Below are 23,180 nucleotides of genomic sequence, written 5' to 3' on the forward strand. Positions count from 1 at the left end.
CGTCTACGCGCTGTACCGTCTACGCGCTGTACCGTCTACGCGCTGTACGGGTCTACGCGCTGTACCGGCAGCCCTGGCGTCGGGGGGTGTGCGCCAGAGCTGCCGGGGACTGTGGCGCACGATCAGACGCTGAGGCCCTTGCCGCGCAGCCACGCCATCGGGTCGAGCCCCGACCCGCCAGGCGTGTGGACCTCCAGGTGCAGGTGCGGGCCCGTCACATTGCCCGTCGCGCCGACGCGGCCGATCGTCTCGCCCGTCGTCACCTTCTGGCCGGCGCTGACCGAGATCGAGGACTGGTGGGCGTACCAGACCTCCGTGCCGTCTTCGAGCTCCAGCACCGTGCGGTAGCCGTAAGACCCGGACCAGCCCGCCGACTTGACGGTGCCGCTGTGCACCGCCTTGATCGGCGTGCCCGTCGGGGCCGCGAAGTCCAGGCCGGTGTGGTAGCCCGAGGACCACATGGAGCCGGACTCGCCGAACGTGGAGGTGATCGTGTACGAGGAGGTGGGCAGGGCGTAGCTCTTCGCGAGCTGGGCCAGCCGCTCGGCCTCCGCCTTGGCCGCCGCGGCCTTCTCGGCCGCGAGCTTCTCGGCCTCGGCCTTGGCCTCCGCCGCGGTCTGCTGCTTCGCGGCCTCCGCCGCGGCCTTCTCGGCCGCGAGCTTCTCCGCGGCCGCCTTCGCCTCGGCGTCCGCCTCCGCCTGCTGCTGCTCGGCCTGCTGGAGAATGCGGGCGCGCAGCGCCTCACCGGCGCCGGCCGCGCTGTCCGTTCCGGCCTCGGTGCCGGAGTCCGTGGCGAGGCTCATCGCCGTGAGCGGGGCCGCGTTCACGTTCCCCGCGTCGGCGTCCGACGCGTCGTCGGACATCAGGGAGCCCACACCCGGCAGGGACTTGGCGTCGGGCAGGTTGTCCGCGATCGAGTCGGGGAGCGATATGGAGACCGGCGGCTTGGCCTGCGCGGTTGCCATGCCGCCCGCGCCTACCGCAGCGATCACGCCGACGCCCAGCACCGTGGAGCTGCGGGCGAGCCCGCCGCGCTGCTTCATGACACGGTGCCGGCCGCGCACCGGACGGACGGAGTCCTCGGTGGGGTTCCATTCCTCCCATGCCCGCTCCGCCGGTTCGTCGCCGAAGAAGTCAGTTTCCAGGGTTCCGAAGGGTGCTTCGGGGGCAGGCTTGTTGGACGCCACGGAGGCGTGCTCCTTTCCTTCCTTCTCGCCTACCGGGTTAGCTGACGGGTTCGGAGCAGGAAGGTCTCCTACGGGCGCCTCGACCGCGGAAAAAGCGGCAAAAGGTGCCCGATTCACCCCAATTGGTGGTTCCCCGGTTCCCTTGCGGGATTCGGCGCGTGCGCACGGTGCCGTCTCTGGCGACGACTGGGACGACCGCGCTGCGTTATCGAACGTTAATAGACTCCGGGGTCGTATTCCAAGCTGTTCCGACTGATCATTAACGACTTTGACGGGGACTAACCAGGACACAAGCGGCCGGAGTCGGGCGACTTGATCTACCCGCGGGCCGGTACCTCATCTGACAGTGCTTCAAATGTTATGCGGAGGGGTGCGCTTCGACTACGCACGGTGCCGGGTCCTGCGTCGGGCGCGTCGGGCCCGTGGCCGCGTCCTGCGTCGGGCCCATGGCCGCGCGACGGGCCTTCACTTGCTCCGGCGCTCCAAGCCTGCAAGGGCTCTGACGACCGGCACGGTCCTGCGGCGGTCCGGCTGCCCCTCGGTGGGGCGGCTGACCGCCAGCAGCGCCATGTCGTCCGTGGCCCCGCCGCGCGTATGCCGTCGTACGTCGTCGACGAGCGCGTCCAGCAGCTCCTCGGGCCCGGGAAAGAGCCGCCCCGCGAGCCGCTCGCCGGGGTCGTAGAAGACGCCGCCCGCGTCGCGCGCCTCGGAGAGACCGTCCGTGTAGAGGAGCAGCGTGGCCCCGGGGGGCAGCGGATGCGCATCCGACCGGTCCGGCCACGCCCCCAGTTCGCCCATTCCCAGCGGCAGCGCGGCCTGGGTCGGCTCCAGGATGTCCACGTCCCCGTCGGCGTACAGCACCAGCGGTTCCGGGTGGCCCCGGTTCACCACCCGCACCACGCCCTCGCCGCGCGGGATCTGGGCGAGCACGGCCGTGGTGAACCCCTCGACGGCATCCAGTTCGTCGTGCCGCGTGCCCTCGCGCGCCAGTGCCCGCTCAAGACGCGCGGCGACCCCTTCGAGCGAACTCTCCTGCTCGGCAGCCTCCCGGAACGCCCCGAGGATCACGGCCACCGTTTCGACCGCCTCCAGCCCCTTGCCCCGTACGTCTCCGACCACCAGCCGCACCCCGAAGGGCGTGTCCTGTACGGCGAAGAGGTCGCCGCCGATGAAGGCGTCGGCCTGCGCCGCCTCGTACCGCGCGGCGATGTGCAGCCCGGCGATCCGGGCGGCGGGGGCGGGCAGCACGGCGCGCTGGGCGGCCTCGGCGATCACCCGGGCGGAGGCGAGGCGCTCACGGCTGAGCCGTACGAGGCGGTTGATGAGCAGGGCGAGCCCGGCGACGGTGAGAACGGTGAACAGCTCGGTGAACGACGTGACCTCGGACACGGTCTCGTTGTAGTAGCGCAGACCGAGCACGGACAGGGTCGCCGCGATGCCGGTCAGCAGAGTGGCGATCCAGGAGGAAAAGGGCGCGGCGATCAGCGGGGCGGCCGCGAAGAACGGCACGGCCGTGAATCTGGGCGGGGTGAAGTAGTCGAAGACAAGACCGCCGACGATCATCAGCGTGGGCAGCACACGGACGATACGAGGAGCGCTGTAGCCGCCGGCCTGCTGTCGGTGCCCCACCTGTGATCTCCTGCCCGTCCGCCTGGCTGCGGACGGTACCGCGCCCTCCCCAGGCTGGCCGTAGCCGCGCCGGGCGGCGACTCACCGTCGGCCAACCGGGCGACGCGGGTGTGAGCGAAGGGTGTGAGTGAGGAGATACGACAGTGGCCCGGCACTCTCATCGAGTGCCGGGCCACTGTCTTCAGTAGCGGGGACAGGATTTGAACCTGCGACCTCTGGGTTATGAGCCCAGCGAGCTACCGAGCTGCTCCACCCCGCGTCGGTGAACACAACCTTACGCCATCCGGAGCAAGATCAACTCCATTTTATGAGTACGCCTGATCTGAAGCCGCTCTGAAGCCGCTCCCGAGCCCCTCCGGAGCGGCTCGGGAGCCCCTCCGGAGGGATGTGTCGCCCGGCTGCGCAGCGGCAAGGCGCGCTGTTTCAGCGGCGGCGCAGGCGGAGTGCGGTGAGCGCGCCGCCGGCCGCGATCAGGACCGCGGCGGTGATCGCCGCGTACCAGGTGGAGCTGGAAGAGCCGGTGCTGGCGAGGGCGTCGGTGGTGGTAACGGCGTCGTTCGCGGCGGCCGCCGCCGAGGTCGTGGCGGAGGCGGACGGGGTCCCTGACGGAGTCGCGGACGCCGTCGGGGAGGGCGAGGCGGACGCGGTCGGGGAGGGGTTCGCGGTCGGCTCGCCGCTCGGGGCGGTGCCGCGCTCGGGGGCGACCGTGATCTTGGCCTCGGCCTCCAGGAACGGCATCGTGTTGCCCTCGGTCAGCGATGTCGTCGCCCGCAGCGTGAGCTTGACCGGCTTCTGGATGCCCTTGAAGTCGATGACGCGCACGCGAAGGATGTAGCGGTGCAGCTTCCCCTTCTCGGTGAAGTAACTCTTGGGGAGGTCGGCCAGCTGCCACCTGTCCTGGCCGGGCACCTTCGGGGCCCTGACCAGCTTGCCGTCGCCGAGCCACTCCTCGATCCTCTCCGTCGGCGTCGGGCTCCGGAGCGATCTCCAGGGTGGTCGCCAGATCGGTGTCGAAGGTTCCCTCGCCCTTGAGCTGGTGGAACAGGTCGACGTTGCCCCACAGGCCGGGTTGGGCGACAGTTGGCCGTACGAAAGAGCAGCGCGGCAGCGCGCCGCGACAGGCGGTCGAGCGAGATGAGAGATCGCCGTCCGTCCGGTCCTCTTCGGGCCCTCTGGGTCCCTCGCGGGCCTCTTCGGGCCCGTTCGGTCCTTTGCGGTCCCGGCTTGCGGCGAAGTGCTCATCTTCACCGCTCAAGATCGGCCGGACAATCCCCGTACTGTCACCACTTCGCAACAGCGCCCGCCGTGCCAAAACCCGCCGCTGACCTGGGGGTTGGCCGGTCCGGCCGCGAGCTGCGCCGACCGCGTCAGGGCAGCAGACGAGCCGCCCGCATCTGGAGGTAGCGCGTCTCCGGGACGCTGAGGGTGCGCCGGGCGGCCAACTGGTAGGCGGCGCGTGCGCCTTCGACGTCTCCCGCCTTCTCCAGCAGGTGCGCGCGTACGGCGTCGAGCCGGTGGTGGCCCGCCAACCGGTCCTCCAGCTTGGCGACTTCGGCGAGCCCGGCCTCGGGCCCGTGCACCATGGCGACGGCCACGGCCCGGCCGAGTTCGGCCATCGGCTCGGGAGCGAGGCGTACGAGAAGGTCGTACAGGCCGAGGATCTGCGGCCAGTCCGTGTCATCGGCGCGCGCCGCCTCGTCGTGCAGCGCCGCGATCGCCGCCTGCAGCTGATAGGCCCCGGCCGGCCCCTCGGACAGGGCCTCCTCCACCAGGGATGTGCCCTCTGCGATCGACTCCTGGTCCCAGCGGGTGCGGTCCTGCTCGTCGAGCGGGATCAGCTCGCCGTGCGGGCCGGTGCGCGCCGCGCTGCGGGCGTCGGTGAGCAGCATCAGCGCCAGCAGCCCGGCCACCGCACCCTCCTTGGGCAGCAGCCGGCGTACGGCCCGGGTCAGCCGGATCGCTTCGCCGGCCAGGTCGGCACGGTGCAGATCGCTGCCGGAAGTGGCCGTATAGCCCTCGTTGAAGATCAGGTAGAGCACCTGGAGCACCACGGCGAGCCGCCGATCGCGATCCTCAGGCCCCGGCTGCCGAAAGGGCACGCCCTTGACCTTCTGCTTGGCACGGCTGATCCGCTGCGCCATCGTCGCCTCGGGCACCATATGCGCGCGGGCGATCTCGGCCGTGGTCAGACCGCCGACGGCCCGCAGCGTGAGCGCGACCTGCGCGGCCGGGGTGAGTTCGGGGTGGCTGCACAGAAAGAGCAGAGTGAGGGTGTCGTCCTCGGAGGGGGCGCGGCTCTCGCCGGGCGCAGGCGCCGTGAACGCGTCCCGGGGGGTCAGCGCCGCGACCGTCTCCTCGCGTCTGCGCCGGGCCTCTTCGCTGCGCAGCTGCTCTGTGAGACGACGGGACGCGACCTTGATCAGCCAGCCGCGGGGATTGTCGGGCAGTCCCTGCTCAGGCCACTGCTGCGCGGCGGCGAGCAGCGCCTCCTGTACGGAGTCCTCGGCCGGGCCGAAGTGTCCGTACCGCCGTACCAGCGCACCGAGGACCTGCGGCGCGTGCAGGCGCAGCAGGTCCTCGACCTCGGTCGTACGTCTCAACAATCGCCTCCGCCGTCTTGGATGGGCCGGATGACCACGGGGTAGTCGGTGGCTCCTTCGGGAATGGGGCACTGCGCGACGCGCGCGGCAATCTCGGTGACCCGCTCCAGGCTCTCGCAGTCGAGCACCCAGTACCCGGCGAGCAGCTCCTTGGTCTCTCCGTACGGACCGTCGGTGATCACAGGCCGTCCGTCCTTGTCCACGGTGACATGGCGGGTCAGGGCCGGCTCTGCCAGTCCCTGCCCGTCCACGAGCTCGCCGGACTCGGAGAGGTCGTTGTTGACCTCGCCCATGAAGGCGAACATCGCCTGTAGATCCTTCTCGCTCCAGGCCGGGCTGTGGGCGGACGCCGTGCCGCGCATCGCTTCGTAGTCGGCCTGCGAGCCCTGGACCATCACCAGATACTTCATGTCGTCGCTCCTTCGGATGCGTAGCCACCCTTGGTGGGCAACTTTCACAGGGGACGTCGCAGCCGATGACGGATTCTCGACATCGCGCCGAGAATTTTTCGGAACCACTCGCCGGGAGCACGCGGGGCTGATCGGGGAGCAGGCCCTGCCCAGCGCGGCGCCCCGACCGGTGGAGCCCTGTCGGGGCGCCGCGTATCAGGTCCGCGGGCGTCACCTCAGCCCTGCTCCTCCTCTTCAGCCTCCATGACCCGGATTCCTTGATGTGTCAGCGTGACCATCGAGGGCGTATTGCCCGTCGCCCAGTCAACGGCGATCAGCCCCTCGCCCACCAGATACGTGCACGCCGCAGCCAGGTCCTCCTCATGGACACCGAGGTCGTCGCGCAACTTCGCCCCGGTGACACCCAGAAGGCGGTTGCCCTCGGTGGTTTCGTACAGGGCCTTCATGACCTGCTCCCGATAGGTCTTCCGCTCGCGCAGTGTTGCCATGACTGCCTGCCGTCCTCTCGTGCTCGGCGTGGGTGCAGGAGTCCTGCTGCGTCAGGTGTCGTCCGCCTGCGCAGGGTCGTCGCCCGCTGACCGGCTGGCCGCAAGCCACGACCGCGCGGGCTCGGCGGCATGCGCGGTGTCCACAGTGAGGTGGAGTCTGGTGCCGCCGTCGCGGCCGGCGGGGTAGCTGCGCTGTTCGGTGGAGGCGAAGCAGCGCCGCAGAACCTCTGCGACCTGACGGGCGGCCCCGGGGGACGCAGCGACGATCCGGACTTCGGCGCGCCCGGCGGCAGGCACTCCTTCCGCGGGGCTCATCCGCGGCCTCCATCGTGCTGGTCGCCGTGGGTGCCGGCCTCGGGCGGTCCGGCGGGCCCGGTGGCCGGCCGACGGCGCCTCGGCCTCCGGCGGCGGCCCAGTCCCTGGATGGCTTCGCCGTAGTGGAACGAGGCGATGCGTGCGTCGTGCTGGGCATTCAGCTGGTGGATCAGAAAGATTCCCATGGCGATCACGGCGAGGACCACTGCCACGGTGATGATGGTCTCCATGTTGCTCACATCCCTTGGGCACAGCGCTGGAGGCCGCTCGGGATCCCGAGCGGTGAGGATCCGGCCCCGCCGGACCCGGCCCCACCGTCGGTCTCCCATTCCTCTTCCCGGCTCCGGGCATCCGTCGCGCCGCGAGCAATGGCCTCGTCGGCCATCAGACGGCTGGCTGTGCGGAAATTCCCGGGGGTGGCTGCGGCGGCCATGAGCCGCGCGGCGGAAGCCGCATCGGTTTCCGGTGGAATCACCAACAGGTCCCAGCGGCCGACGGTGTAGGAAAGCAGAATCAATTTGTGCGGGTCCTGCTCGTCCCTGAACCACCCCACGTGCAGCATGCGTCCGGTGACCGGCACCTTGCGCGGGACCACGGGCCAATAGGTCGGATTCACCGTGACGCGCGTGATCCTGCCCCAGAGTCCGTCCAGCGCGTCCGTCAGGGCAGGGAGTTCGCGGGAGAGGTCGCGGGAGCGAGGCCACCAGGCGCCGTCCAGCAGCCCCGGAACCGAGCCCGCCGACGTCAGGGACAAGCGGGCCTCCGGCGAGGAAACCCGCCCGGGGACTGTCGTACGGTCGATGGTCACGGCCATGGTGCGGACCCGCCCCCGGGCCGTCGCAAAACGGCCCGGTGTTGCTGCTCGCCGAGAGCGGCACCCGCATGGGAGCAGATGCGCGAAATGCCCCCGGTCTCTTCAATGTACTCCGGTCCAGGGGCCACAAACATGCGTGCGACCAGGCATTTCCTCCGGATTCTCAGCACCGCGCCGGGGCTCCCCGGGGTACGGTTGAGCCAAGGAGACTTCCCTGGCGCGCAGCCACGCCGACACCGCCATCCCATCTGACGACCGGCGGACACAGGAGTCTCGGACGGGCGGACACGCAATGGGCGACTCCGACACCCCCGACCTTGGCAAGCTCCTGCCGGACGCCATTTACCACGCCGTGAAACCCGGCACAGCTCTCTTGCGGCTGGAAACGACCCGGGCCCGGGAGGGGACGCTGGACGGCGCGTGGTGGCCGCATTCCCGCAGGATCGACGCCGAGCTGCCCAGCCTTGTCTCCGCGTTGACCGAACACCTCGGCCCCGTCACCCGCGTCGGACTGGATGCGAGCGCCTGGGAGGGACTCCCGACGCGCCTGACCATCGACGACCGGGTCGTGCACATCGACTCGTTCCCCGTGGGTGACGACACCGTCCTCATCACCCGAGGCGACGGGGATCACTTCTCACTGCTGGTGGTGCCGCCGCAGGCAACACCCGATGCGGCGCGCGCCGCGATGGCCAGAGCGGTCGAGGCACACAACACCACCGAGGCCGAACAGATCCTCATCGACACCGGCGCCAACTCGGCAGGCTCGCGACCCGGGCCGTCCGCACACGCGTGAGGCTCAAGCACGCGTGGGCTCGAGCACGAATGCTCGGCTTTTGGCAGGGAAGACGACCGACAGCGGCGCAATCACCGGGTCCACGTGTGGTTCGCCGTCCATTGGCAGGAGAAGTCAGATGCTGGCATTCGCGGCGGCCGCGCTCTTCGTCATCGCCTTCATCATTCACGTAACCGAGACGTCGACCGAGGCGATCTTCAGCCCGACGAGCCTCATGTTCGTCGGACTTGCCCTCCTCGCCCTGCACTCGGGGGGCGTGGGTTCCGGATTGTCCCCCAGGGGCCGCGGACGCCGGCGCTGAGCGAGGCGACGAATTCGAGACCCGTTGTCCGCTCCATCGCCGCGATCACGTCCCCGCGGCTTTTCGTACGTCCCCAAGTCCTCCAGGACTGTGTCCAGTCGCTGAGGATGAGGGGTTTCGGTCGTCCATCGGACCGGACTGAGGACTATGCTGCTGCGTGGACGTCCCAGACCCCGGCGGCATGTTGTTGCTCAACACAGATGGCTGCGGGGAGCGGATCTTCCGTCCGGTCACCCGGCGCATCCCTCTGGAGGGAACTGGGTGGGTCCCCTGTCCTGGTACACAGGCTGCTGGACCGGTCATTCGCCTGCCTCCGCCGAATGTATGCCCCGACCGGCAGCGCGCCAGGAGGAGCCGGAAGTCCGGCATCGCCGCATCCGCTGCCCGGATGGTCTCCTGAACCGAGGCGTCATGCCCATTCCGCAGCTGAAGGTCTATCGGCACGACAGAGAGAACCGGGCGTTGCTCACCCTGGCCGGTGAAATCGACATCGACACAGCCCCGCTGGTGCGCGAATCGCTGGAGAACTGCCTGCGCGACGGCATCCGCACCATCGACATCGACCTCACCGCTGTCGCCTTCTGCGACTGCAGCGGCCTCAACGCTTTCCTCCACGCGTCACAGCAGACCACCGCAGCCGGTGGATCACTCCAACTGCACTACCCGCGGCCGCTGGTGGCCCGGCTCGTCGATCTCACCGACTCCGGCTTCTTGCTCCGGGGCCTCCCGCTCGGACGCCTGCTCGCTCCTCTCCAGGGCGGACCCGTCCCGACTGCTTCAGCCTCGCCGCGTCGGCCTGCTCCGGTCGTGCCTGCCCTCTCGGGCGGTGTGCCGGGATGGCCTGCCGGGTGAACCGCCGACAGGCCGAGGACTTGTGTGAGCAGTGGCCCGGATGATGCCTCAAAGCCGGTCGGCGCGGATCCGGGTGCTGGTGGCCGAGCAGGCGGCCCCACGGGGCGCCCGGGTCGGCGTGGTGGATGTGTGCACCGCCGCGGTGGCAGCCCTGCCGGTCGGCGGGGCCGGGGTGTCCGCGATGTCCCGGACCGCGGCCAGCCATCCGTTGTGCACACCGACGACATCAGCCAGCAGCTGGAGGAACTGCAACTCACCCTCGGTGAGGGGCCGTGCGTGGATGCCTTCGCCCTCGGCACGGCCGTTCTGACACCCGATCTGCGCACCGGTGAAATACAGGGCCGCTGGCCTGCGTTCGCCGCTGCGGCCCTGGAGGCCGGAGCGGGCGCGGTCTTCGCGTTCCCTCTGCAGATCGGGGCGATCAGCCCGGGAGTTCTTGACCTCTACTCCAGCGTACCCATCGAGCTGAACGCGGAGGAGCTGGCCGATGCCATGGCTTTCGCCGACACCGCGACGCTGGTCCTGCTCGATGCGCAGATCGAAGAGCCGAATACGCCGCCCGCCGGGATCCCGCCGGACAGGCCGTCCGAAGACCTGGGCAGGTACCGGGCCCAGATCGACCAGGCCACCGGCATGCTCACCGTACAACTCGGTGTCGGCGTCGAGGAGGCCTTCGTCCGACTGCGCGCCCATGCCTACGCCCACGGACGCCGGCTCGCCGACGTGGCCGCCGACGTGGTGGACCACCGACTCCAATTCCTTCTGGAGACAGACCAATTCCTCCCGGAGACAGACACAGACACGGACGCGGATCAGGCCGACGAGGACGCCTGAGGCAGGAGCCGACCGATGCACGTGCTGCACTTCCCGCCCCTCCCCGGCGGGAGTAGTTTCGACGGAGGGTGGCACGATGAATGAGCAGCTCCTCGCCAAGACATTTGTCGAGTTGGCGGACAACCTGGTCGCCGACTTCGACCTGATCGACTTCCTGCGCCTGCTGACCGACCGGTGCGTCGGCATGCTCGGTGCCAGCGCGGCCGGAGTGCTGCTCGCAGACCGGGACGGCGAACTCCGCGTCATGGCCGCCTCCGACGAACAAGTACGCCTGCTCGAGCTCTTCCAGCTCCAGAACGACGAAGGCCCCTGCCTGGAATGCTTCCACACCGGCGCACCCGTAACAGTCCCCGACCTGCGCACGCAGGCCGACCGCTGGCCCCGTTTCGTCGCGCAGGCCCAGCACAGCGGGTTCACGGCAGTCCAAGCCCTCCCGATGCGCCTGCGGGACGAGGTCGTCGGCGCCCTCAACCTCTTCCGCACCCACCCCGGCCCCTTCGACCCGGTCGGCACACCCATCGCCCAAGCCCTGGCCGACGTCGCCACCATCAGCCTCCTGCAACAACGCTCCACCCACCGCAGCAACGTCCTCAACGAACAGCTGCAGACCGCGCTGAACAGCCGCGTACTGATCGAACAGGCCAAAGGCAAACTCGCCGAACGCCAGGGCATCGACATGGAACAAGCCTTCACCGCACTACGCGGCTACGCCCGCGCACACAACCGCCGCCTGTCCGACCTCGCCCGCGCCTTCATCAACGACTCCGAACCCCTCACCGGCCTGGGCACCTGACCCTCGCCACGGCAGTTGCACAGCACCCAAGCAGCCCGAGTCCCCGGCCGCGACGCCACACGACTCGACGACCGCCGCCGGTGAAACGGTCACAGGCGGCGCCACCGTGCCGAGGCCAAGGAGAAGATGCCGAAGAGAATCAGTCCGACCGCGACGGCGACCAGAAGCCACGGCCCCATCGGGGTGTGCGCGAAGCTGCGGAGCGTCGCGTCCACGCCCTTGGCCTCATTCGGGTCGAAACGGACGGCCGCCACCAGGATGAAGATCCCTGCTGCGGCGAACACCGTGCCGCGCGTCACTCCGCCGCCCACGCCCAGCCAGGTCACGACCTGCCGCGTGCGGCGGCCCATGGCGCCGGTGTCCAAATGCCGCAGGAAGCGCCGCAGCGCCGCTCGCACGGCGAGCACCACGCCGACGCCGATCAGGATGCAGCCCACGACACCCACCAGCACACGTCCGTACGGCAGTTTCAGCACCGATGCCGTCCAGTCCTGAGACTTCGCATCGCCGCTGGAGCCCTGGCCGCTCCCGGCGGCAAACGCGGCAGTTGCCCAGCAGACCGCGGCGTAGAAGAGCGCCCGGCCACCGTCCAGCAGCCGGGAACCGGCCTTCCGCCGAGGCCCCCTGGTCGTCACCGCGCGGGCGCCCCGCCAGAGCGCCATACAGCCGAAGCCGACGACAAGCGCCCACAGCATCACACTCCCGAAGGGCTGCTCCGCGACCTGGCGGAGCGCGCCCTGGCGATCAGCCTCCTCGCCACCGCTTCCCAGAGCGATCCCGACGGCCAGCGCGCCGATGAGGATGTACACGACACCCCGGGCGACAAAGCCCGCCCGACCTGCGGCGGTCAAAGTCTGCTCCTCCGCGGAGTGGCGGGTCGTGAATCTCGAGGCTCGGCCCCGCCCGCGTGTGTGGGACGACGTCACGATGTCTCCCTCGAGTGTGGGCGCGCGGTACGCGTCCTGAGTCCCCGAGTGCCCCCGGCTGAGGGTCTGATGCGCGTTGCCGACCGCCGATATTTTCGCCACGCCCCACGCCCCACCACGCCGACCTGCCGCGCGGGCGGCTCTGTCGGGCGGCGTCGACCATCGCTCACCTGCGACGATCGTGGTCCCGACGGTCCTGGCGATTCCAGCGGCTCCGGTGTTGCCGACTGTATCGGCGGTCCCAGCGGTCCTGTTGATCGCGGTAGTCCCGATAGTCCCGGTAATCGGGATCGTCGCCATGGCCGCGGCGCCCGGAACCACCGCGGCCGTAGTGGACGAGACCGAAGATCAAAACGGCCGCGGCCACCCACCAGAGGGAGTTGAGGAAACCGAAGCCGATCAGAGCCACGACGAGGATGAAAAGCAGGACGAGCATGGCAGGCCTCCCGGAGCAGAACAGGTCATCGCTGCCGGGGGCTGGGGCTTCACTCAACAGAGTAGTCCCGCCCAAGGGTTGCGGACAGCGGCCCCTGTCGACTCGTACTGCCGTGTGCAGACGCCTACTTGACACCCACTCAGGGAATGCGGGGAGGGAAGTCTGGCGTGCGCAGTGCGGCCCGCGCACGATATGGCCCTCGCCGCATCACCGACGCCACCAAGGCGCACGCGGTGGTGATCTCCACACGATCAACGAGACCCTGCTCCACTCCGCGATCACGCTCACGCTCACCTCGGACACGTACACGAGCCTGTTCGTGCCTGCTCGTGATCGACGGCCGTGGACGGGCAATGCGATTATGGGATACTTCGAAATGGCTTACGGAAGGGTACTTTCGTGATCAATGGGGACAGAGGGACCAGCTACGAGAGCATTCGGCTCGACCGCAGGGGCCAGGCCGAGGCTTTCGACGCCATAGGCGACCGCTACGACGAGGCCTTCCCGCACAAGGAGGGTCAGCTCTCCGCCGGTGAATGGCTGGCCGCGTCCCTGCCTGCCGGATCCCGGGTGCTGGACTTGGGCTGCGGCACCGGCGTCCCGACCGCGCGCCAGATGGCGGACGCGGGGTTCGATGTTGTGGGCGTCGACCTGTCCGACGGGATGGTGAAACTCGCCCGGCAGTACGTCCCCGGCGCGACATTCCACCAGCTGGACATCGCAGACCTGCGGCACGGTGGCCCGGTGGACCTGGGCCGCTTCGACGCGGTCGCGGCCTTCTTCTCCCTGCTGATGCTCCCGCGCGCCGAGATCCCCCTCGCGCTGCGGACTGTCCACGAGCTGCTGGTTCCCGGCGGGCTGTTCATCATGTCGATGGTGGAGGCCGATGTGGACGACTTCTCGATCCCGTTCCTCGGAAACACCATCCGGGTGTCCGGTTACCTACGTGAGGACCTGCACAAGGTCATGGGGGAGGGGGGCTTCGAGATCATCAAGGAGTCCTCCTACACCTACGCCCCGGCGATCACCGACGTGCCGCCCGAGGAGCAGCTCTTCCTCTGCTGCAGGCGACGCGGCTGAGACGCGCAATCCTTCTGCCGCGGTCCGCGGCGCCAACCCCCGAACGGGACGAACCGCGTGACGGAGCACCGTATCCCCGATGAAGGCCCAGCCGGGCCGTCCCCCGAGGCCGCCCGGCCGGGCGGTCCCCTGGGTCAGGTGGGGGGTACCGCGCCCATGGACCCGCGGGTCACCCGGACACCCCGGCCGCCCCCGCCGCGCCGGGGCCGCGCCGGGGCCGCGTCCGGGCGGCCGGAGTGGGGGCCGCTCGCCCCGGCCCTCGACACGGGGCGAACCGCGTCGCGCGCCGAAAGTCCCGAAGTGGAACATTCCCGGGACGCGGCGACACACGATGCCGGGCCGCAGACGGACCGGCTTCGATACCTCGACGTGGCGACCCGGCAGATCGCCCGCGGGATGGACCTGGACGAGACGCTCCTGGAACTGCGCCGGGCAGCCGTCCCCGCGTTCGCCGACGCAATAGTCATCCACCTGCACGATCCGCTGCCGGTCGGGGACGAGAAGTCGGCCACGCCCGTCGCGCTGAAGCTGCACAGCATCGACGTCGCGCCGGAGGCTCGGGACGCCGACTGGTCCCGGATGCCCCTGCTGGGCAGCCTTCTCACCTGCCCGGATGTCGCCGAGCTCACGGAGTTGCTGTGGGCCGGGCGGCCGGCGTTCGGCGACGAGCCGGAGGTCGCGCCCGCGGTGGCCCAGTTGCTGGGGCCGATGGCGAGTGACCCGGGGACGCTGCCGCCGGGCCGGAGGCTGATTATCGCCCCGTTGCACGGCCGCCACCGCGTCTTGGGCACCGTCGTCCTCCTGCGCCGGCCCGACCGGCCCGCCTTCACCGGTGACGACCTGCTCGTCGCCTCCCAGCTCGCGACGCACACCGCTCTCGGCGTCCAGAAGGCAGTGATGTACGGACACGAGGCCTCCGTCACGGACACGCTGCAACGCACCATGCTCCCGTCGTCGCTGCCCGAGCCCACCGGCGTCCGGCTGGCCAGCCGGTACCTGCCCGCCTCGGAGACCGCCCAGGTCGGCGGCGACTGGTACGACGCGATACCCCTCCCCGGCAACCGCGTCGCGCTGATCGTCGGCGATGTCATGGGCCATTCCATGACATCGGCCGCGATCATGGGCCAGCTGCGCACCATCGTGCAGACCCTCGCCGGGCTCGACCTGCCCCCGGACGAGGTCCTGCACCACCTCGACGAGCAGGCCCAGCGCCTCGGCAGCGAGCACATAGCGACCTGCCTCTACGCGGTCTACGACCCGATATCGCACCGCCTGCTGGTGGCGAACGCCGGCCATCCGCCCGCGGTTCTCCTGCACCCGGACGGTCGCGGGGAGGTGCTGCGCGTCCCGCCGGGCGCGCCGATCGGCGTCGGCGGCGTCGCCTTCGAATCGGTGGAGATGCCCGCGCCCACCGGAGCGACCCTGTTTCTCTACACGGACGGCCTCGTCGAGTCCCGCGGCACAGACGTGTGGACAGGGATTGAGTCGCTGCGCGCCCGCCTCTCGGCCGCAGCCCAAAAGCTCGTATTCGCACCGCTGGAACTGTTGTGCGACCAGGTGCTGGACACCTTGGGCCCGGGCGACCGGGACGACGACATCGCACTGCTCACCGCCCGGTTCGACGGCTTCCCTCCGGACAGCGTCGCGTACTGGTTCCTGGAACCTCATCCGCTGACCGCGGGGCGGGCACGCCGGCTGACCCGCAGGGCACTGCACCGCTGGGGCCTGGACTCCATGCTCGATTCGACGGAACTCCTGGTCAGCGAGGTCGTGACGAACGCCGTACGCTTCGCCTCGCGGCCCGTCGCGCTGCGGCTGCTCCGCACCGACGTGCTCCGCTGCGAGGTGGCCGACGACTCGCCGCAAGTGCCCAGGATGCGGCACGCGGAGCCGGGCGACGAGGGCGGCCGCGGCCTGTTCCTGGTCGATCAGCTCGCGCGGCGCTGGGGTGCGAGGAGGCTGAGCACCGGCAAGGTCGTCTGGTTCGAGCAGCAGATCCCCGAGAAACTTCGCGAGGGGCGCCCGGAAGCGCCGTAACACCAGCCAGAGTTGGTCTACGGCACCCCGGAATACGTCGACGGGACGCCGAGGCGTTGAGGTTTTTTCAGTCCGTGTAAGGGAATTGCCTGCGACTCGACAGTCGGGCGAACACGGTGAAGACCGCCATCAGCAGCGCCCCGACCGTGGAAAACCAGTCGGGGCGCTGCGTAGCAGGTCAGAGGGGCAACCGCCCACCCGCCCCAGGACGGCGTGCGCTTCGTCGTCCGCTCACGCATCGCTCACGCATCGCTCACGCACGAAGGGGGCTGCTGAGCAGCCAAGCCGAGAAGTGACCGCACCTTCCGCTGAAGGGATGTGAGGGCGATCCCGCAGCACGCTCGCAACTATCAGGGCAGCGGGGGCAGGCAGTGCTGCTGGACGAGTTGCCACGCGTCCTCGGGAGTTTCGCGGGTGAGGGCGGTGGTGGCGACAGAGGCACAGGTGTCGCGGCTGAGGCGGCGGATGCGGGCGCGGACCTCGTCCAGAGCGGCTGGTGCGACGGAGAGGGTGTCGCAGCCGAGGCCGATGAGGAGGGGGAGGACGAGGGGGTGTGCAGCCGCATCGCCGCAGACGGAGACGTGACGGTGGTGGCGGTGCGCCGCGGTGACGACTTGGGCGATGGCGCGGAGTACGGCGGGGTGGGCGGCCAGGGCCGGGGTGGCAGCGGGGTCGCGTCGGTCCAGGCCCAGGATCTGGCTGGTGAGGTCGTTGCTGCCGATGGAGAGAAAGGCTGCCTCGCGGGCGAGGTCGTCGGCAGCGGCGACAGCTTCGGGGAGTTCGACCATGATGCCAAGGGGCGGTGCGTCGACGCCGAGCTCGGCGGCGGCGGCGTAGAGCAGACGCCGGCAGGCGCGTAGCTCGTCGATCCCGGCGACCATGGGGATCATGATGCGCAGATCGGTCTCGCTGCCCGAGGTGAGCAGGCTGCGGAACTGATCGGCGAAGGCGTCGGGTTGGGCCAGCATTTGGGGAAGGCCACGCCCGAGCCGTTGGCCTTCGTGGCCGTTGCTGAGGAAGGGGGGCAGCTTGTCGTCGGCGAAGTCCAGGGTGCGGGCGACGACGGGGTGTTCCTTGAGGGCTCGCAGGAGCGGGCCGAGTGCGGCGGCGTGCTGGCTGCGGGTCGGCCAGGTGCGGGCATTGAGGAAGGGCAGTTCGGTGCGGAGGAGGCCCACACCTTCGGCATTGGCCTCCAGCGCCGCGCGGGTCTCGGTGAGGGTGGCAACGTTTGCCAGCAGCGTGACGCGGTGGTGATCGAGTGTTTCGGCGGGCAGATACCGCTCTTCAGCGAGCGTGGCCCGGCGGGCACGGGCGGCGTCCATGGCTGCCAGGGCTGCGGTGCGTTCGTGCTCGTCGGGGTGGGTGACCGCCGTGGCTCGGTGGGCGTCCAGCAGTACCTCTTGGCCGTCCGGCAGGTCCAGGAGTTGGCGGTCGGCCGCCAGCAGGAGGGGGATGCCCAGGGAGCGGGCAACGATCGCGGCGTGGGAGTTGGGGCCGCCGGTGACAGAGACGGCGGCGATCACTGTCTGTCCGGGTTCGAGCAGGTCGGCCGCGCCTATTTCGTGGGCGACCAGGACAAGCGGTTGGTCGGGCGCTGTGCCGGTGTCACCGTGCAGGTGGGCCAGGACGCGGCGGCCGACCTGTCGGACGTCGGCGGCGCGCTCTGCGAGCGTGGGGTCGGGGAGAGCGGCGATGACCCCGGCGTAGCTGTCGACAGCCTGGTGGACGGCGACGGGCACCGGCTGTCCCTGGCGCGTTCGCTGGATCGCCTGGCCGCGCAGGTCTGGGTCCAGCGCGATGTAGCTGTTGACCTCCATGATGTCGGCCTGCTCGTCCTTGCCCTGGTCGCGCAGGGAGGTGGACAGGTCGAGCAGCCGGGTTGCGACAGAGTCGAAGGCGTCGGTGACCTGCTGCACCGGGTCGCCGGCGTTACGGCGGGGCAGGGCGGTATGGGTGGGCGGGCGGTCCGTGCGGTGGAGGAAGCCCAGGGCTATGCCGTGCGAGGCGGCGTGGCCGGGGAAGGTCCGACGAGTCATCGGGAGGCCATCGTTTCGGCGAGGGCGCGGAAGATCAGCGCGGTGGAGGTGGCCCCCGGGTCCTGGTGGCCGATGCTGCGGGCGCCGAGGTAGGAGGCGCGTCCCTTGCGGGCCTGCATGGGGGTAGTGGCACGCATGCCTTCCTCGGCGGCGTCGGCGGCCGCGAGGGCGGCGGCGGCGAAATCGCTGCCTGAGTCGGCCGCCAGTCGGAAGGCGGCCAGCGCGGGGGCGTAGGCGTCGATCATTGTCTTGTCCCCGGCCGCCGCCGTGCCGAGTGTCTGGACGCTGTGGAGTCCGGCCGCGAGGGCGGCCGCGAACTGTTCCGTGTCGGCGGTGGGTGTGTCCAGGGCCTTGCCCATGGCGCGGAAGGCGCTGCCGTAGAGGGGGCCGGAGGCGCCTCCGACGCTGGAGATCAGGGTTGTGCCCGTCTTGACCAGCACGGCCCCCACGGTGTCCGGCGCGAGGTCGGCGAGTGCGGCGCCGACGGCGGAGAAGCCGCGGTGCATATTGGTGCCGTGGTCGGCGTCGCCGATGGCCGAGTCGAGCTGGGTGAGGTGGTCCTTGTGCTCTTCCACGGCGGCGGCGATGGCCTGCACCCAGGTGCGGGCGAGGTCGATGTCCACGGAGTCTCCGTTCTTGGGGGTCGCGCTGTCGGGGGTGGGGGCGGGTCCGGAACTCTCACGAGTGCCGGACCCGCCCGGCTCTCTCTAGGCTCCCCAGCGCAGGGCGGGGGTGTTCACGGGCATGTCCCACAGGGACAGAATGTCGGGATCGGCCTTGCACACGGTGATGGAAACACCAGCCATGTCCAGGCTGGTGACGTAGTTTCCGATCAGGTTGCGGGCGATGACGATGCCCTTGTCCGCGAGTACGGCGGCGACCTCGCTGTAGGCCACGTACAGCTCCAGCAGGGGCGTGGCGCCCAGGCCGTTGACCATGACGATGGTCTCGTCCCCTGCGGTGAGGGGCTGGTCGGCGAGGATCGCGTCCAGGGCGGTGGCCACGATCTCCTTGGCCGGACGGAGCTTTTCCCTGCTGCGTCCGGGTTCGCCGTGGATGCCGACGCCGACCTCGATCTCGTCCTCGGGCAGGTCGAAGCCGGGCCTCCCGGAGGCGGGTGTGGTGCAGGAGGTCAGGGCGACGGCGAAGGACCGGCAGGAGGTGTTGACTTGATGGGCGATCTTGGCGACAGAAGCGAGGGAGGCGCCCTGTTCGGCCAGGGCCCCGGCGATCTTCTCGACGAAGACGGTGGCTCCGGTGCCCCGGCGCCCGGCGGTCCAGGTGGAGTCCTGGACGGCGACGTCGTCGTCGACCAGGACGGTCTCGACCGTGATGCCTTCCTCGGCGGCCAGTTCGGCAGCCATCGAGAAGTTGAGGACGTCGCCGGTGTAGTTCTTCACGATGAACAGCACGCCCGCACCGCCGTCGACAGCCTGGGCTGCGGCAAGCATCTGCCCGGGTACGGGCGAGGTGAACACCTCCCCGGGACAGGCGGCGTCCAGCATGCCGAGTCCCACGAAGCCGCCGTGCAGCGGCTCGTGTCCGGAGCCGCCGCCGGAGATGAGGGCGGCCTTGCCCGGTCTGATGCCGTCGGCCCGGGTGATCACCTTGTTCTCCGCGTCCACACGGAGATCGGGGTGGGCGGCGGCAATCCCGGCGAGGGCGTCGTCCAGGACGGCCTCGGGAGCGTTGATGAGCTTCTTCACGACAGGACTCCTTCGGCGGCCGCGACCGGCTTGGCCGGTCCCTCGGTCACGATGGCGGCGCGGCGACGGGCGTTCAAGGCGGCGTAGAGCAAACCGCCCGCGACTGCGCCGACGGCCTCGGCGATCACATAGACGGGCAGCTGGTTCCAGTGGACCGTGCCGCCGAACAGTTGACCGATCATCATGGGGCCGATGGCACGGGCAGGGTTGATGGCCGCCGCCGTGGCGGGCGCGACCGGGATGATGATGGCGAACACGGCCAGTCCGATGGCAAGGCCGGCGAAGCCACCGGCCGAGCGGCGGTCGATGGCACCGAAGACGACGAAGGCCAGGATGAACGTGCCTATGACTTCGGCGAAGAAGGCCTGGCCCGTACTGATCTGAGGGCTGTACGTGGCGATGCCCAGACCGACGTCCACGGCTTTGTGGCCGAGTACGCCGACGATCGCCAGGGATCCCAGGAGTGCACCGGTCACCTGGGCGGCGATATAGCCGGGGACGTCCCGCCAGGGCATCTTCTTGGTGACGGCCAGCGCCAGGGTGATGGCCGGGTTGATCTGGCAGCCGGAGATGTGACCGATCGCGTAGACCATCGCAATGACGGCCGTGGCGAACGCGAGCGAAATCATTCCCAGCTCGGCCATGGTGAACGGGGCCTGGCCGCCGATGATGAGCGTGGCGGGGACCGAACCGACGCCGATGAACACCAGCGTCGCGGTGCCCAGCATCTCGGCGAGAAGCTTTTGAGGGTAAGTGTTCTCTTCCATGATGGCGCCCAGCGCCGGGCGGCGCATTGGGCGTCTCACCTCCTCCGCGCGGAGCGGGCTGTGAAGGGAGGTGGCCGCCAGTCTGCGGTTGGGGACGGGCAGCCTGGCGGCCGGCTCAAGGGAACCGGATAGGAACTTCCGGCAAAAGCGTTCATCATTGATGAACGTTGTTCGGACGTTAAGCCCGGGTTTCGCGCGTGTCAAGAGGTCTGAAGCCGCGGCTGCCCGGGCAGCGAAAAGGCCCACGGCGGGTGCCGTGGGCCTTTGTCAGCTACGCGACCGGGCTTGCTCGGACGGTCGCGGCCCGACTGCGGAGGGAGTCTCGGGCGTACGGGGCGGGCGGGCCAGGGCGCTTGCGCCCCCTGGTGGGTCAGGTGTTTGCGCGCCGGGCGGTTCCCCGGGGTGCGCCCAGGTCGCGGGAGAGATTGCGGGCGGTCTCGCGGACCGCGACAGCGAGCTCCTGACGTGCCGTTTCGGCCAGCAGACGCTCGACTGGACCCACAATGCCGATGGCACCCACCACCTCGCCCGAGCGGTCGAAGACGGGGGCCGCAATGCCCGCGTCACCGATGGCGGACTCCTGGTCCTCCAGCGCGTAACCCGTCTTGAGGACTTCGCCCAGCTGGCCCGCCAGCTCCTTCGGGTCGGTGACGCTGGTGCCGGTGAGGACCGCGAGCTCGCCGGCGAGCAGCCGCTCGCGCTCGGCCGCCGGAACGAAAGCCACGATGGCCTTGCCGAGGGCGCAGGTGCTCCACGGGATACTGGCGCCCACTTCGAGGATCTGCACGGCGCCCTCCGGCCGGAAGGCGTGGTGCACCACCAGGATGTGGTCGTCGGTGAGCACGGCCACCCACACCGCTTCGCCCGCCCGGGTGGCGAGTTGGTCCGCCCAGGTCAGCGAGCGGGTGCGCAGCTCCTGGGTGTCCAGGTAGGCGTTGCCCAGCCGCACCAGGCCCGGGCCGAGCTGGTACTTGGAGCTGTCACGGTCCTGGACCACCATCCCCTCGGCCTCCAGCGTGCGGAGCAGGGCATGGACGGTGGGCTTGGCCACACCCAGGCGGTCGGCCAGCTCGGTCACGCCCAGCCGGGGCCCTGTGGACGCGAGCTCCCGCAGGATCTGCGCCGCCCGCTGCACCGCCTGCACCATAAAAACTCCTTGTTCAGTATTGCTGAATCTCGTTCCGAGATTTAGCGTAGGCGTTCATGAACACACCTGTCGGCATCGTACTCGTGTCCCACAGCGCCGAGCTCGCCGCGGGCCTTCGCCTGCTGGTGGAACAGATCGGCTCCGATGATGTCCCCGTCGCCACGGCCGGGGGGACCGAGGACGGCCGGATCGGCACCAGCTACGACCTCGTTCTCGCCGCGATCCGTGATGCCGATCGCGGAGGCGGCGTTGTCGTACTTCCCGACCTCGGCAGTTCCGTCCTCACCGCCCGCACCGTTCTGGAAGACCATCCCCGCTCCGACGTGCTGATCGTCGACGCGCCCTTCGTCGAGGGAGCTGTCACAGCCGTGGTCACCGCCGCATCCGGCGCCGACCTGGAGACGGTTTCCAAGGCCGCCAAGGAGGCCCGCAATGTCCCCAAGCTCTGAGTCCACCGCCACCCCACACACCGCGACCACCGCATACGCCGCGACCACCGCAGCCACTGCGCCTACCGCCGTCCACGAGATCACCATCGTCCTGCCCGCCAACCTGCACGCCCGTCCGGCGGGCCGGCTCGCCCGCGCTGCTGCCGGCTTCACCAGTGCCGCCGTACAGCTCGAGTACGCGGGCCGGACGGTCAACCCGACCGGCGTCCTTGCCGTGATGGGCCTGGGCGCCACCGCCGGAAGCACGGTGACTGTGCGCGCCGAAGGCCCCGACGCGGCCAGGGCGGTCACCGCCCTGGCCGATATCCTCGCCACCGCCGAATAGCCAGGCCCACCCACCACCGCACCGGAAGAGCCGCCGACCATGCCTATGTCCCCCGCACCTCCCCGGGCGTCGATCGAACGGATGGGTCTGGGCCTGGCCGCGGTCGGCCGGCCCGGCTACATCACCCTCGGGCACGAGAGCGATCTGCCGGCCGAGCGCACCATCGCCGCGATGCGGCGGCACGCGCACGAACTCCTCGACCTCGCCTACGACCGCGGCATCCGCTACATCGACACCGCCCGCTCCTACGGCCGCGCCGAGGAGTTCCTCGCCGACTGGCTGAACGGCCGCGGCAAGCCCCGGGACCTGCTCGTCGGCAGCAAGTGGGGCTACACGTACACCGCTGACTGGCGCGTCGACGCCCCGACCCACGAGGTCAAGGACCACAGCGCCCGCACCTACGACCGGCAGCTCGCCGAGACCCGATCCCTCCTCGGCGGACGGCTCGACCTCCACCAGGTCCACTCGGTCACCCCCGACAGCACCGCCCTCACCGACACCACCTTGCACCACCGCCTCGCCGAACTGGCCGCCCAGGGAGTCACCGTGGGCCTGACCACGAGCGGCCCGAATCAGCGCGACGCCATCCGCGCCGCCCTGGACATCGCCGTCGACGGTGAACCCCTCTTCCGCAGCGTGCAGACCACCTGGAACCTGCTGGAGCCCTCCGCCGGACCGGCCCTGGCCGAGGCGTACGACGCCGGCCGCACGGTCATCGTCAAGGAAGCACTCGCCAACGGCCGGCTCGCCCAGCCACACCTGGCTCTGCACCCCGTCCTCGCCCCGATCGCGGACGCGACGAACGCCTCCTGCGACGCCATCGCCCTGGCCGCCGCACTCCATCAGCCCTGGGCCCACATCGTCCTGTCCGGGGCAGCGACCGCGCGCCAGCTCACCGCCAACCTGCTCGCGACCACCGTGCACCTCAGCACCGACCAACTTGCCCAGCTCGCCGACCTCGCCGAGACCCCGCACACCTACTGGTCCCGCAGGTCCCAGCTCCCCTGGAACTAGCACCAGCCCTCAGCGCACCGATACCGCGCCGGAGCGCCGCGCTCCGGCGCGGTAGCCGCGCATGCGCGGCAGCACCCCCACCCCGCGGCATCCCGAAAGAGCCGCTATGCCCGCCTCGCCGCCCGGCACCGTGCGGCGCGGACGCGTCGGCCTGCGCCTTTGTCTGGACCATTGACAGGTTGACGGTGTCCTCCCATTCTGAGAGCGCTCTCACGCTTCCGTCAGCATCTACGCTTCC

Annotated in this window: 27 protein-coding genes, 1 tRNA gene and 1 riboswitch; of the genes, 10 read left to right on the plus strand and 18 right to left on the minus strand. The window is 70.1% G+C overall.

The features are described from left to right. Positions 1 to 122: 122 nt before the first annotated feature. From ACZ3H8_RS14020 to ACZ3H8_RS14065, 10 genes are all read right to left on the minus strand, one after another. Entirely contained in the window at positions 123 to 1,187 is a 1,065-nt protein-coding gene (locus ACZ3H8_RS14020) for a M23 family metallopeptidase (protein ID WP_467401339.1), read from the minus strand. A gap of 11 nt (positions 1,188 to 1,198) precedes the next feature. Further along, a riboswitch (cyclic di-AMP (ydaO/yuaA leader) is annotated at positions 1,199 to 1,354 on the minus strand. Positions 1,355 to 1,652: 298 nt separating this feature from the next. Beyond that, entirely contained in the window at positions 1,653 to 2,816 is a 1,164-nt protein-coding gene (locus ACZ3H8_RS14025) for a PP2C family protein-serine/threonine phosphatase (RefSeq protein WP_467401341.1), read from the minus strand. A gap of 185 nt (positions 2,817 to 3,001) precedes the next feature. Next, positions 3,002 to 3,075: transfer RNA gene (locus ACZ3H8_RS14030), tRNA-Met, on the minus strand. Positions 3,076 to 3,239: 164 nt separating this feature from the next. Next, positions 3,240 to 3,725, minus strand: coding sequence for an LPXTG cell wall anchor domain-containing protein (locus ACZ3H8_RS14035; RefSeq protein ID WP_467401343.1), 486 nt, complete (start codon positions 3,723 to 3,725; stop codon positions 3,240 to 3,242). 458 nt (positions 3,726 to 4,183) lie between these two features. After that, positions 4,184 to 5,419 carry an RNA polymerase sigma factor gene (locus ACZ3H8_RS14040; protein ID WP_467401346.1) on the minus strand — a complete coding sequence of 412 codons (1,236 nt, stop codon included), beginning with the start codon at positions 5,417 to 5,419 and terminating at the stop codon, positions 4,184 to 4,186. Beyond that, positions 5,413 to 5,826: a YciI family protein gene (locus tag ACZ3H8_RS14045; protein WP_467401348.1), complete on the minus strand. Its 414-nt coding sequence runs from the start codon at positions 5,824 to 5,826 to the stop codon at positions 5,413 to 5,415. Before ACZ3H8_RS14045 ends, ACZ3H8_RS14040 begins: the two co-directional genes overlap by 7 nt. A 215-nt stretch (positions 5,827 to 6,041) precedes the next feature. Then, entirely contained in the window at positions 6,042 to 6,314 is a 273-nt protein-coding gene (locus ACZ3H8_RS14050; RefSeq protein ID WP_467401351.1) for a hypothetical protein, read from the minus strand. 51 nt (positions 6,315 to 6,365) lie between these two features. Next, on the minus strand, positions 6,366 to 6,629 hold the full coding sequence (locus tag ACZ3H8_RS14055; RefSeq protein ID WP_467401353.1) for a hypothetical protein: 264 nt from the start codon (positions 6,627 to 6,629) through the stop codon (positions 6,366 to 6,368). Continuing rightward, the gene (locus ACZ3H8_RS14060; protein ID WP_467401356.1) at positions 6,626 to 6,859 is read right to left on the minus strand and encodes a hypothetical protein; all 234 of its coding nucleotides are present in this window, start codon (positions 6,857 to 6,859) and stop codon (positions 6,626 to 6,628) included. Before ACZ3H8_RS14060 ends, ACZ3H8_RS14055 begins: the two co-directional genes overlap by 4 nt. A gap of 5 nt (positions 6,860 to 6,864) precedes the next feature. Further along, on the minus strand, positions 6,865 to 7,443 hold the full coding sequence (locus ACZ3H8_RS14065) for a DUF5994 family protein (protein ID WP_467401357.1): 579 nt from the start codon (positions 7,441 to 7,443) through the stop codon (positions 6,865 to 6,867). Between the two features lie 292 nt (positions 7,444 to 7,735). Here ACZ3H8_RS14065 and ACZ3H8_RS14070 point away from each other — a divergent pair, with 292 nt between their 5' ends. The 3 genes from ACZ3H8_RS14070 to ACZ3H8_RS14080 all read left to right on the plus strand — a co-directional run bounded on the left by ACZ3H8_RS14070 (position 7,736) and on the right by ACZ3H8_RS14080 (position 9,392). Continuing rightward, a complete protein-coding gene (locus tag ACZ3H8_RS14070) occupies positions 7,736 to 8,239 on the plus strand; it encodes a DUF5994 family protein (protein ID WP_467401360.1) in 504 nt (167 codons plus the stop codon). Positions 8,240 to 8,357: 118 nt separating this feature from the next. Next, the gene (locus ACZ3H8_RS14075) at positions 8,358 to 8,540 is read left to right on the plus strand and encodes a hypothetical protein (protein WP_307662528.1); all 183 of its coding nucleotides are present in this window, start codon (positions 8,358 to 8,360) and stop codon (positions 8,538 to 8,540) included. A gap of 411 nt (positions 8,541 to 8,951) precedes the next feature. Next, complete coding sequence (locus ACZ3H8_RS14080) at positions 8,952 to 9,392, plus strand: STAS domain-containing protein (RefSeq protein WP_467401361.1); 441 nt, start codon at positions 8,952 to 8,954, stop codon at positions 9,390 to 9,392. 48 nt (positions 9,393 to 9,440) lie between these two features. On the opposite strand, the gene ACZ3H8_RS14085 is transcribed toward ACZ3H8_RS14080, so the two are convergent. Next, positions 9,441 to 9,608, minus strand: a complete 168-nt coding sequence (locus tag ACZ3H8_RS14085) for a hypothetical protein (RefSeq protein ID WP_467401364.1) — start codon at positions 9,606 to 9,608, stop codon at positions 9,441 to 9,443. On the opposite strand from ACZ3H8_RS14085, the gene ACZ3H8_RS14090 reads away from it, so the two are divergent. Both ACZ3H8_RS14090 and ACZ3H8_RS14095 read left to right on the plus strand, forming a co-directional pair. Then, positions 9,603 to 10,226, plus strand: a complete 624-nt coding sequence (locus tag ACZ3H8_RS14090) for an ANTAR domain-containing protein (RefSeq protein ID WP_467401365.1) — start codon at positions 9,603 to 9,605, stop codon at positions 10,224 to 10,226. The two genes, ACZ3H8_RS14085 and ACZ3H8_RS14090, sit on opposite strands and share 6 nt — an antisense overlap. Positions 10,227 to 10,302: 76 nt before the next feature. Next, on the plus strand, positions 10,303 to 11,019 hold the full coding sequence (locus ACZ3H8_RS14095; protein WP_467401367.1) for a GAF and ANTAR domain-containing protein: 717 nt from the start codon (positions 10,303 to 10,305) through the stop codon (positions 11,017 to 11,019). Positions 11,020 to 11,108: 89 nt separating this feature from the next. Here the strand turns inward: ACZ3H8_RS14095 and ACZ3H8_RS14100 are convergent, their stop codons facing one another. Continuing rightward, entirely contained in the window at positions 11,109 to 11,945 is an 837-nt protein-coding gene (locus ACZ3H8_RS14100) for a DUF1206 domain-containing protein (RefSeq protein ID WP_467401369.1), read from the minus strand. A 166-nt stretch (positions 11,946 to 12,111) separates the two neighbouring features. Continuing rightward, on the minus strand, positions 12,112 to 12,381 hold the full coding sequence (locus ACZ3H8_RS14105) for a hypothetical protein (protein WP_467401371.1): 270 nt from the start codon (positions 12,379 to 12,381) through the stop codon (positions 12,112 to 12,114). Positions 12,382 to 12,780: 399 nt separating this feature from the next. Here ACZ3H8_RS14105 and ACZ3H8_RS14110 point away from each other — a divergent pair, with 399 nt between their 5' ends. Next, the gene (locus tag ACZ3H8_RS14110) at positions 12,781 to 13,461 is read left to right on the plus strand and encodes a class I SAM-dependent methyltransferase (protein WP_467401373.1); all 681 of its coding nucleotides are present in this window, start codon (positions 12,781 to 12,783) and stop codon (positions 13,459 to 13,461) included. A gap of 156 nt (positions 13,462 to 13,617) precedes the next feature. Then, a complete protein-coding gene (locus tag ACZ3H8_RS14115) occupies positions 13,618 to 15,498 on the plus strand; it encodes a SpoIIE family protein phosphatase (protein ID WP_467402270.1) in 1,881 nt (626 codons plus the stop codon). A gap of 350 nt (positions 15,499 to 15,848) precedes the next feature. Here ACZ3H8_RS14115 and ACZ3H8_RS14120 read toward each other — a convergent pair whose 3' ends face one another. The 5 genes from ACZ3H8_RS14120 to ACZ3H8_RS14140 all read right to left on the minus strand — a co-directional run bounded on the left by ACZ3H8_RS14120 (position 15,849) and on the right by ACZ3H8_RS14140 (position 21,154). Further along, positions 15,849 to 17,534 (minus strand): phosphoenolpyruvate--protein phosphotransferase, encoded by a 1,686-nt coding sequence (locus tag ACZ3H8_RS14120; protein ID WP_467401376.1) that lies wholly within the window; start codon positions 17,532 to 17,534, stop codon positions 15,849 to 15,851. Further along, positions 17,531 to 18,157 carry a dihydroxyacetone kinase subunit DhaL gene (gene dhaL / locus ACZ3H8_RS14125; RefSeq protein WP_467401378.1) on the minus strand — a complete coding sequence of 209 codons (627 nt, stop codon included), beginning with the start codon at positions 18,155 to 18,157 and terminating at the stop codon, positions 17,531 to 17,533. Before dhaL ends, ACZ3H8_RS14120 begins: the two co-directional genes overlap by 4 nt. Before the next feature lie 84 nt (positions 18,158 to 18,241). Then, a complete protein-coding gene (gene dhaK, locus ACZ3H8_RS14130) occupies positions 18,242 to 19,240 on the minus strand; it encodes a dihydroxyacetone kinase subunit DhaK (protein ID WP_467401380.1) in 999 nt (332 codons plus the stop codon). Continuing rightward, positions 19,237 to 20,253: an MIP/aquaporin family protein gene (locus ACZ3H8_RS14135; protein ID WP_467401382.1), complete on the minus strand. Its 1,017-nt coding sequence runs from the start codon at positions 20,251 to 20,253 to the stop codon at positions 19,237 to 19,239. Before ACZ3H8_RS14135 ends, dhaK begins: the two co-directional genes overlap by 4 nt. Before the next feature lie 124 nt (positions 20,254 to 20,377). Further along, on the minus strand, positions 20,378 to 21,154 hold the full coding sequence (locus ACZ3H8_RS14140) for an IclR family transcriptional regulator (RefSeq protein ID WP_467401384.1): 777 nt from the start codon (positions 21,152 to 21,154) through the stop codon (positions 20,378 to 20,380). 56 nt (positions 21,155 to 21,210) lie between these two features. On the opposite strand from ACZ3H8_RS14140, the gene dhaM reads away from it, so the two are divergent. The 3 genes from dhaM to ACZ3H8_RS14155 are packed head-to-tail and all read left to right on the plus strand — an operon-like array spanning position 21,211 to position 22,942. After that, a complete protein-coding gene (gene dhaM, locus ACZ3H8_RS14145) occupies positions 21,211 to 21,603 on the plus strand; it encodes a dihydroxyacetone kinase phosphoryl donor subunit DhaM (protein ID WP_467401387.1) in 393 nt (130 codons plus the stop codon). Continuing rightward, on the plus strand, positions 21,587 to 21,928 hold the full coding sequence (locus ACZ3H8_RS14150) for an HPr family phosphocarrier protein (protein ID WP_467401388.1): 342 nt from the start codon (positions 21,587 to 21,589) through the stop codon (positions 21,926 to 21,928). The genes dhaM and ACZ3H8_RS14150 overlap by 17 nt, the downstream gene beginning before the upstream one ends. Positions 21,929 to 21,967: 39 nt before the next feature. Next, positions 21,968 to 22,942: an aldo/keto reductase gene (locus ACZ3H8_RS14155; protein WP_467401389.1), complete on the plus strand. Its 975-nt coding sequence runs from the start codon at positions 21,968 to 21,970 to the stop codon at positions 22,940 to 22,942. The last annotated feature ends 238 nt before the right edge of the window (positions 22,943 to 23,180 follow it).

The sequence above is a fragment of the Streptomyces sp. NPDC002868 genome, assembly GCF_055563295.1.

Bases quoted from the DNA above. Each gene is read 5' to 3' on its own strand.
- ACZ3H8_RS14080 (WP_467401361.1), top strand. From the start codon at position 8,952: ATGCCCATTCCGCAGCTGAAGGTCTATCGGCACGACAGAGAGAACCGG.
- ACZ3H8_RS14115 (WP_467402270.1), top strand. From the start codon at position 13,618: ATGGACCCGCGGGTCACCCGGACACCCCGGCCGCCCCCGCCGCGCCGG.
- dhaM (WP_467401387.1), top strand. From the start codon at position 21,211: ATGAACACACCTGTCGGCATCGTACTCGTGTCCCACAGCGCCGAGCTC.
- ACZ3H8_RS14155 (WP_467401389.1), top strand. From the start codon at position 21,968: ATGCCTATGTCCCCCGCACCTCCCCGGGCGTCGATCGAACGGATGGGT.
- ACZ3H8_RS14075 (WP_307662528.1), top strand. From the start codon at position 8,358: ATGCTGGCATTCGCGGCGGCCGCGCTCTTCGTCATCGCCTTCATCATT.
- ACZ3H8_RS14120 (WP_467401376.1), bottom strand. From the start codon at position 17,534: ATGACTCGTCGGACCTTCCCCGGCCACGCCGCCTCGCACGGCATAGCC.
- ACZ3H8_RS14055 (WP_467401353.1), bottom strand. From the start codon at position 6,629: ATGAGCCCCGCGGAAGGAGTGCCTGCCGCCGGGCGCGCCGAAGTCCGG.
- ACZ3H8_RS14065 (WP_467401357.1), bottom strand. From the start codon at position 7,443: ATGGCCGTGACCATCGACCGTACGACAGTCCCCGGGCGGGTTTCCTCG.
- ACZ3H8_RS14060 (WP_467401356.1), bottom strand. From the start codon at position 6,859: ATGGAGACCATCATCACCGTGGCAGTGGTCCTCGCCGTGATCGCCATG.
- ACZ3H8_RS14095 (WP_467401367.1), top strand. From the start codon at position 10,303: ATGAATGAGCAGCTCCTCGCCAAGACATTTGTCGAGTTGGCGGACAAC.
- ACZ3H8_RS14150 (WP_467401388.1), top strand. From the start codon at position 21,587: ATGTCCCCAAGCTCTGAGTCCACCGCCACCCCACACACCGCGACCACC.
- ACZ3H8_RS14105 (WP_467401371.1), bottom strand. From the start codon at position 12,381: ATGCTCGTCCTGCTTTTCATCCTCGTCGTGGCTCTGATCGGCTTCGGT.
- ACZ3H8_RS14045 (WP_467401348.1), bottom strand. From the start codon at position 5,826: ATGAAGTATCTGGTGATGGTCCAGGGCTCGCAGGCCGACTACGAAGCG.
- ACZ3H8_RS14070 (WP_467401360.1), top strand. From the start codon at position 7,736: ATGGGCGACTCCGACACCCCCGACCTTGGCAAGCTCCTGCCGGACGCC.
- ACZ3H8_RS14050 (WP_467401351.1), bottom strand. From the start codon at position 6,314: ATGGCAACACTGCGCGAGCGGAAGACCTATCGGGAGCAGGTCATGAAG.
- ACZ3H8_RS14140 (WP_467401384.1), bottom strand. From the start codon at position 21,154: ATGGTGCAGGCGGTGCAGCGGGCGGCGCAGATCCTGCGGGAGCTCGCG.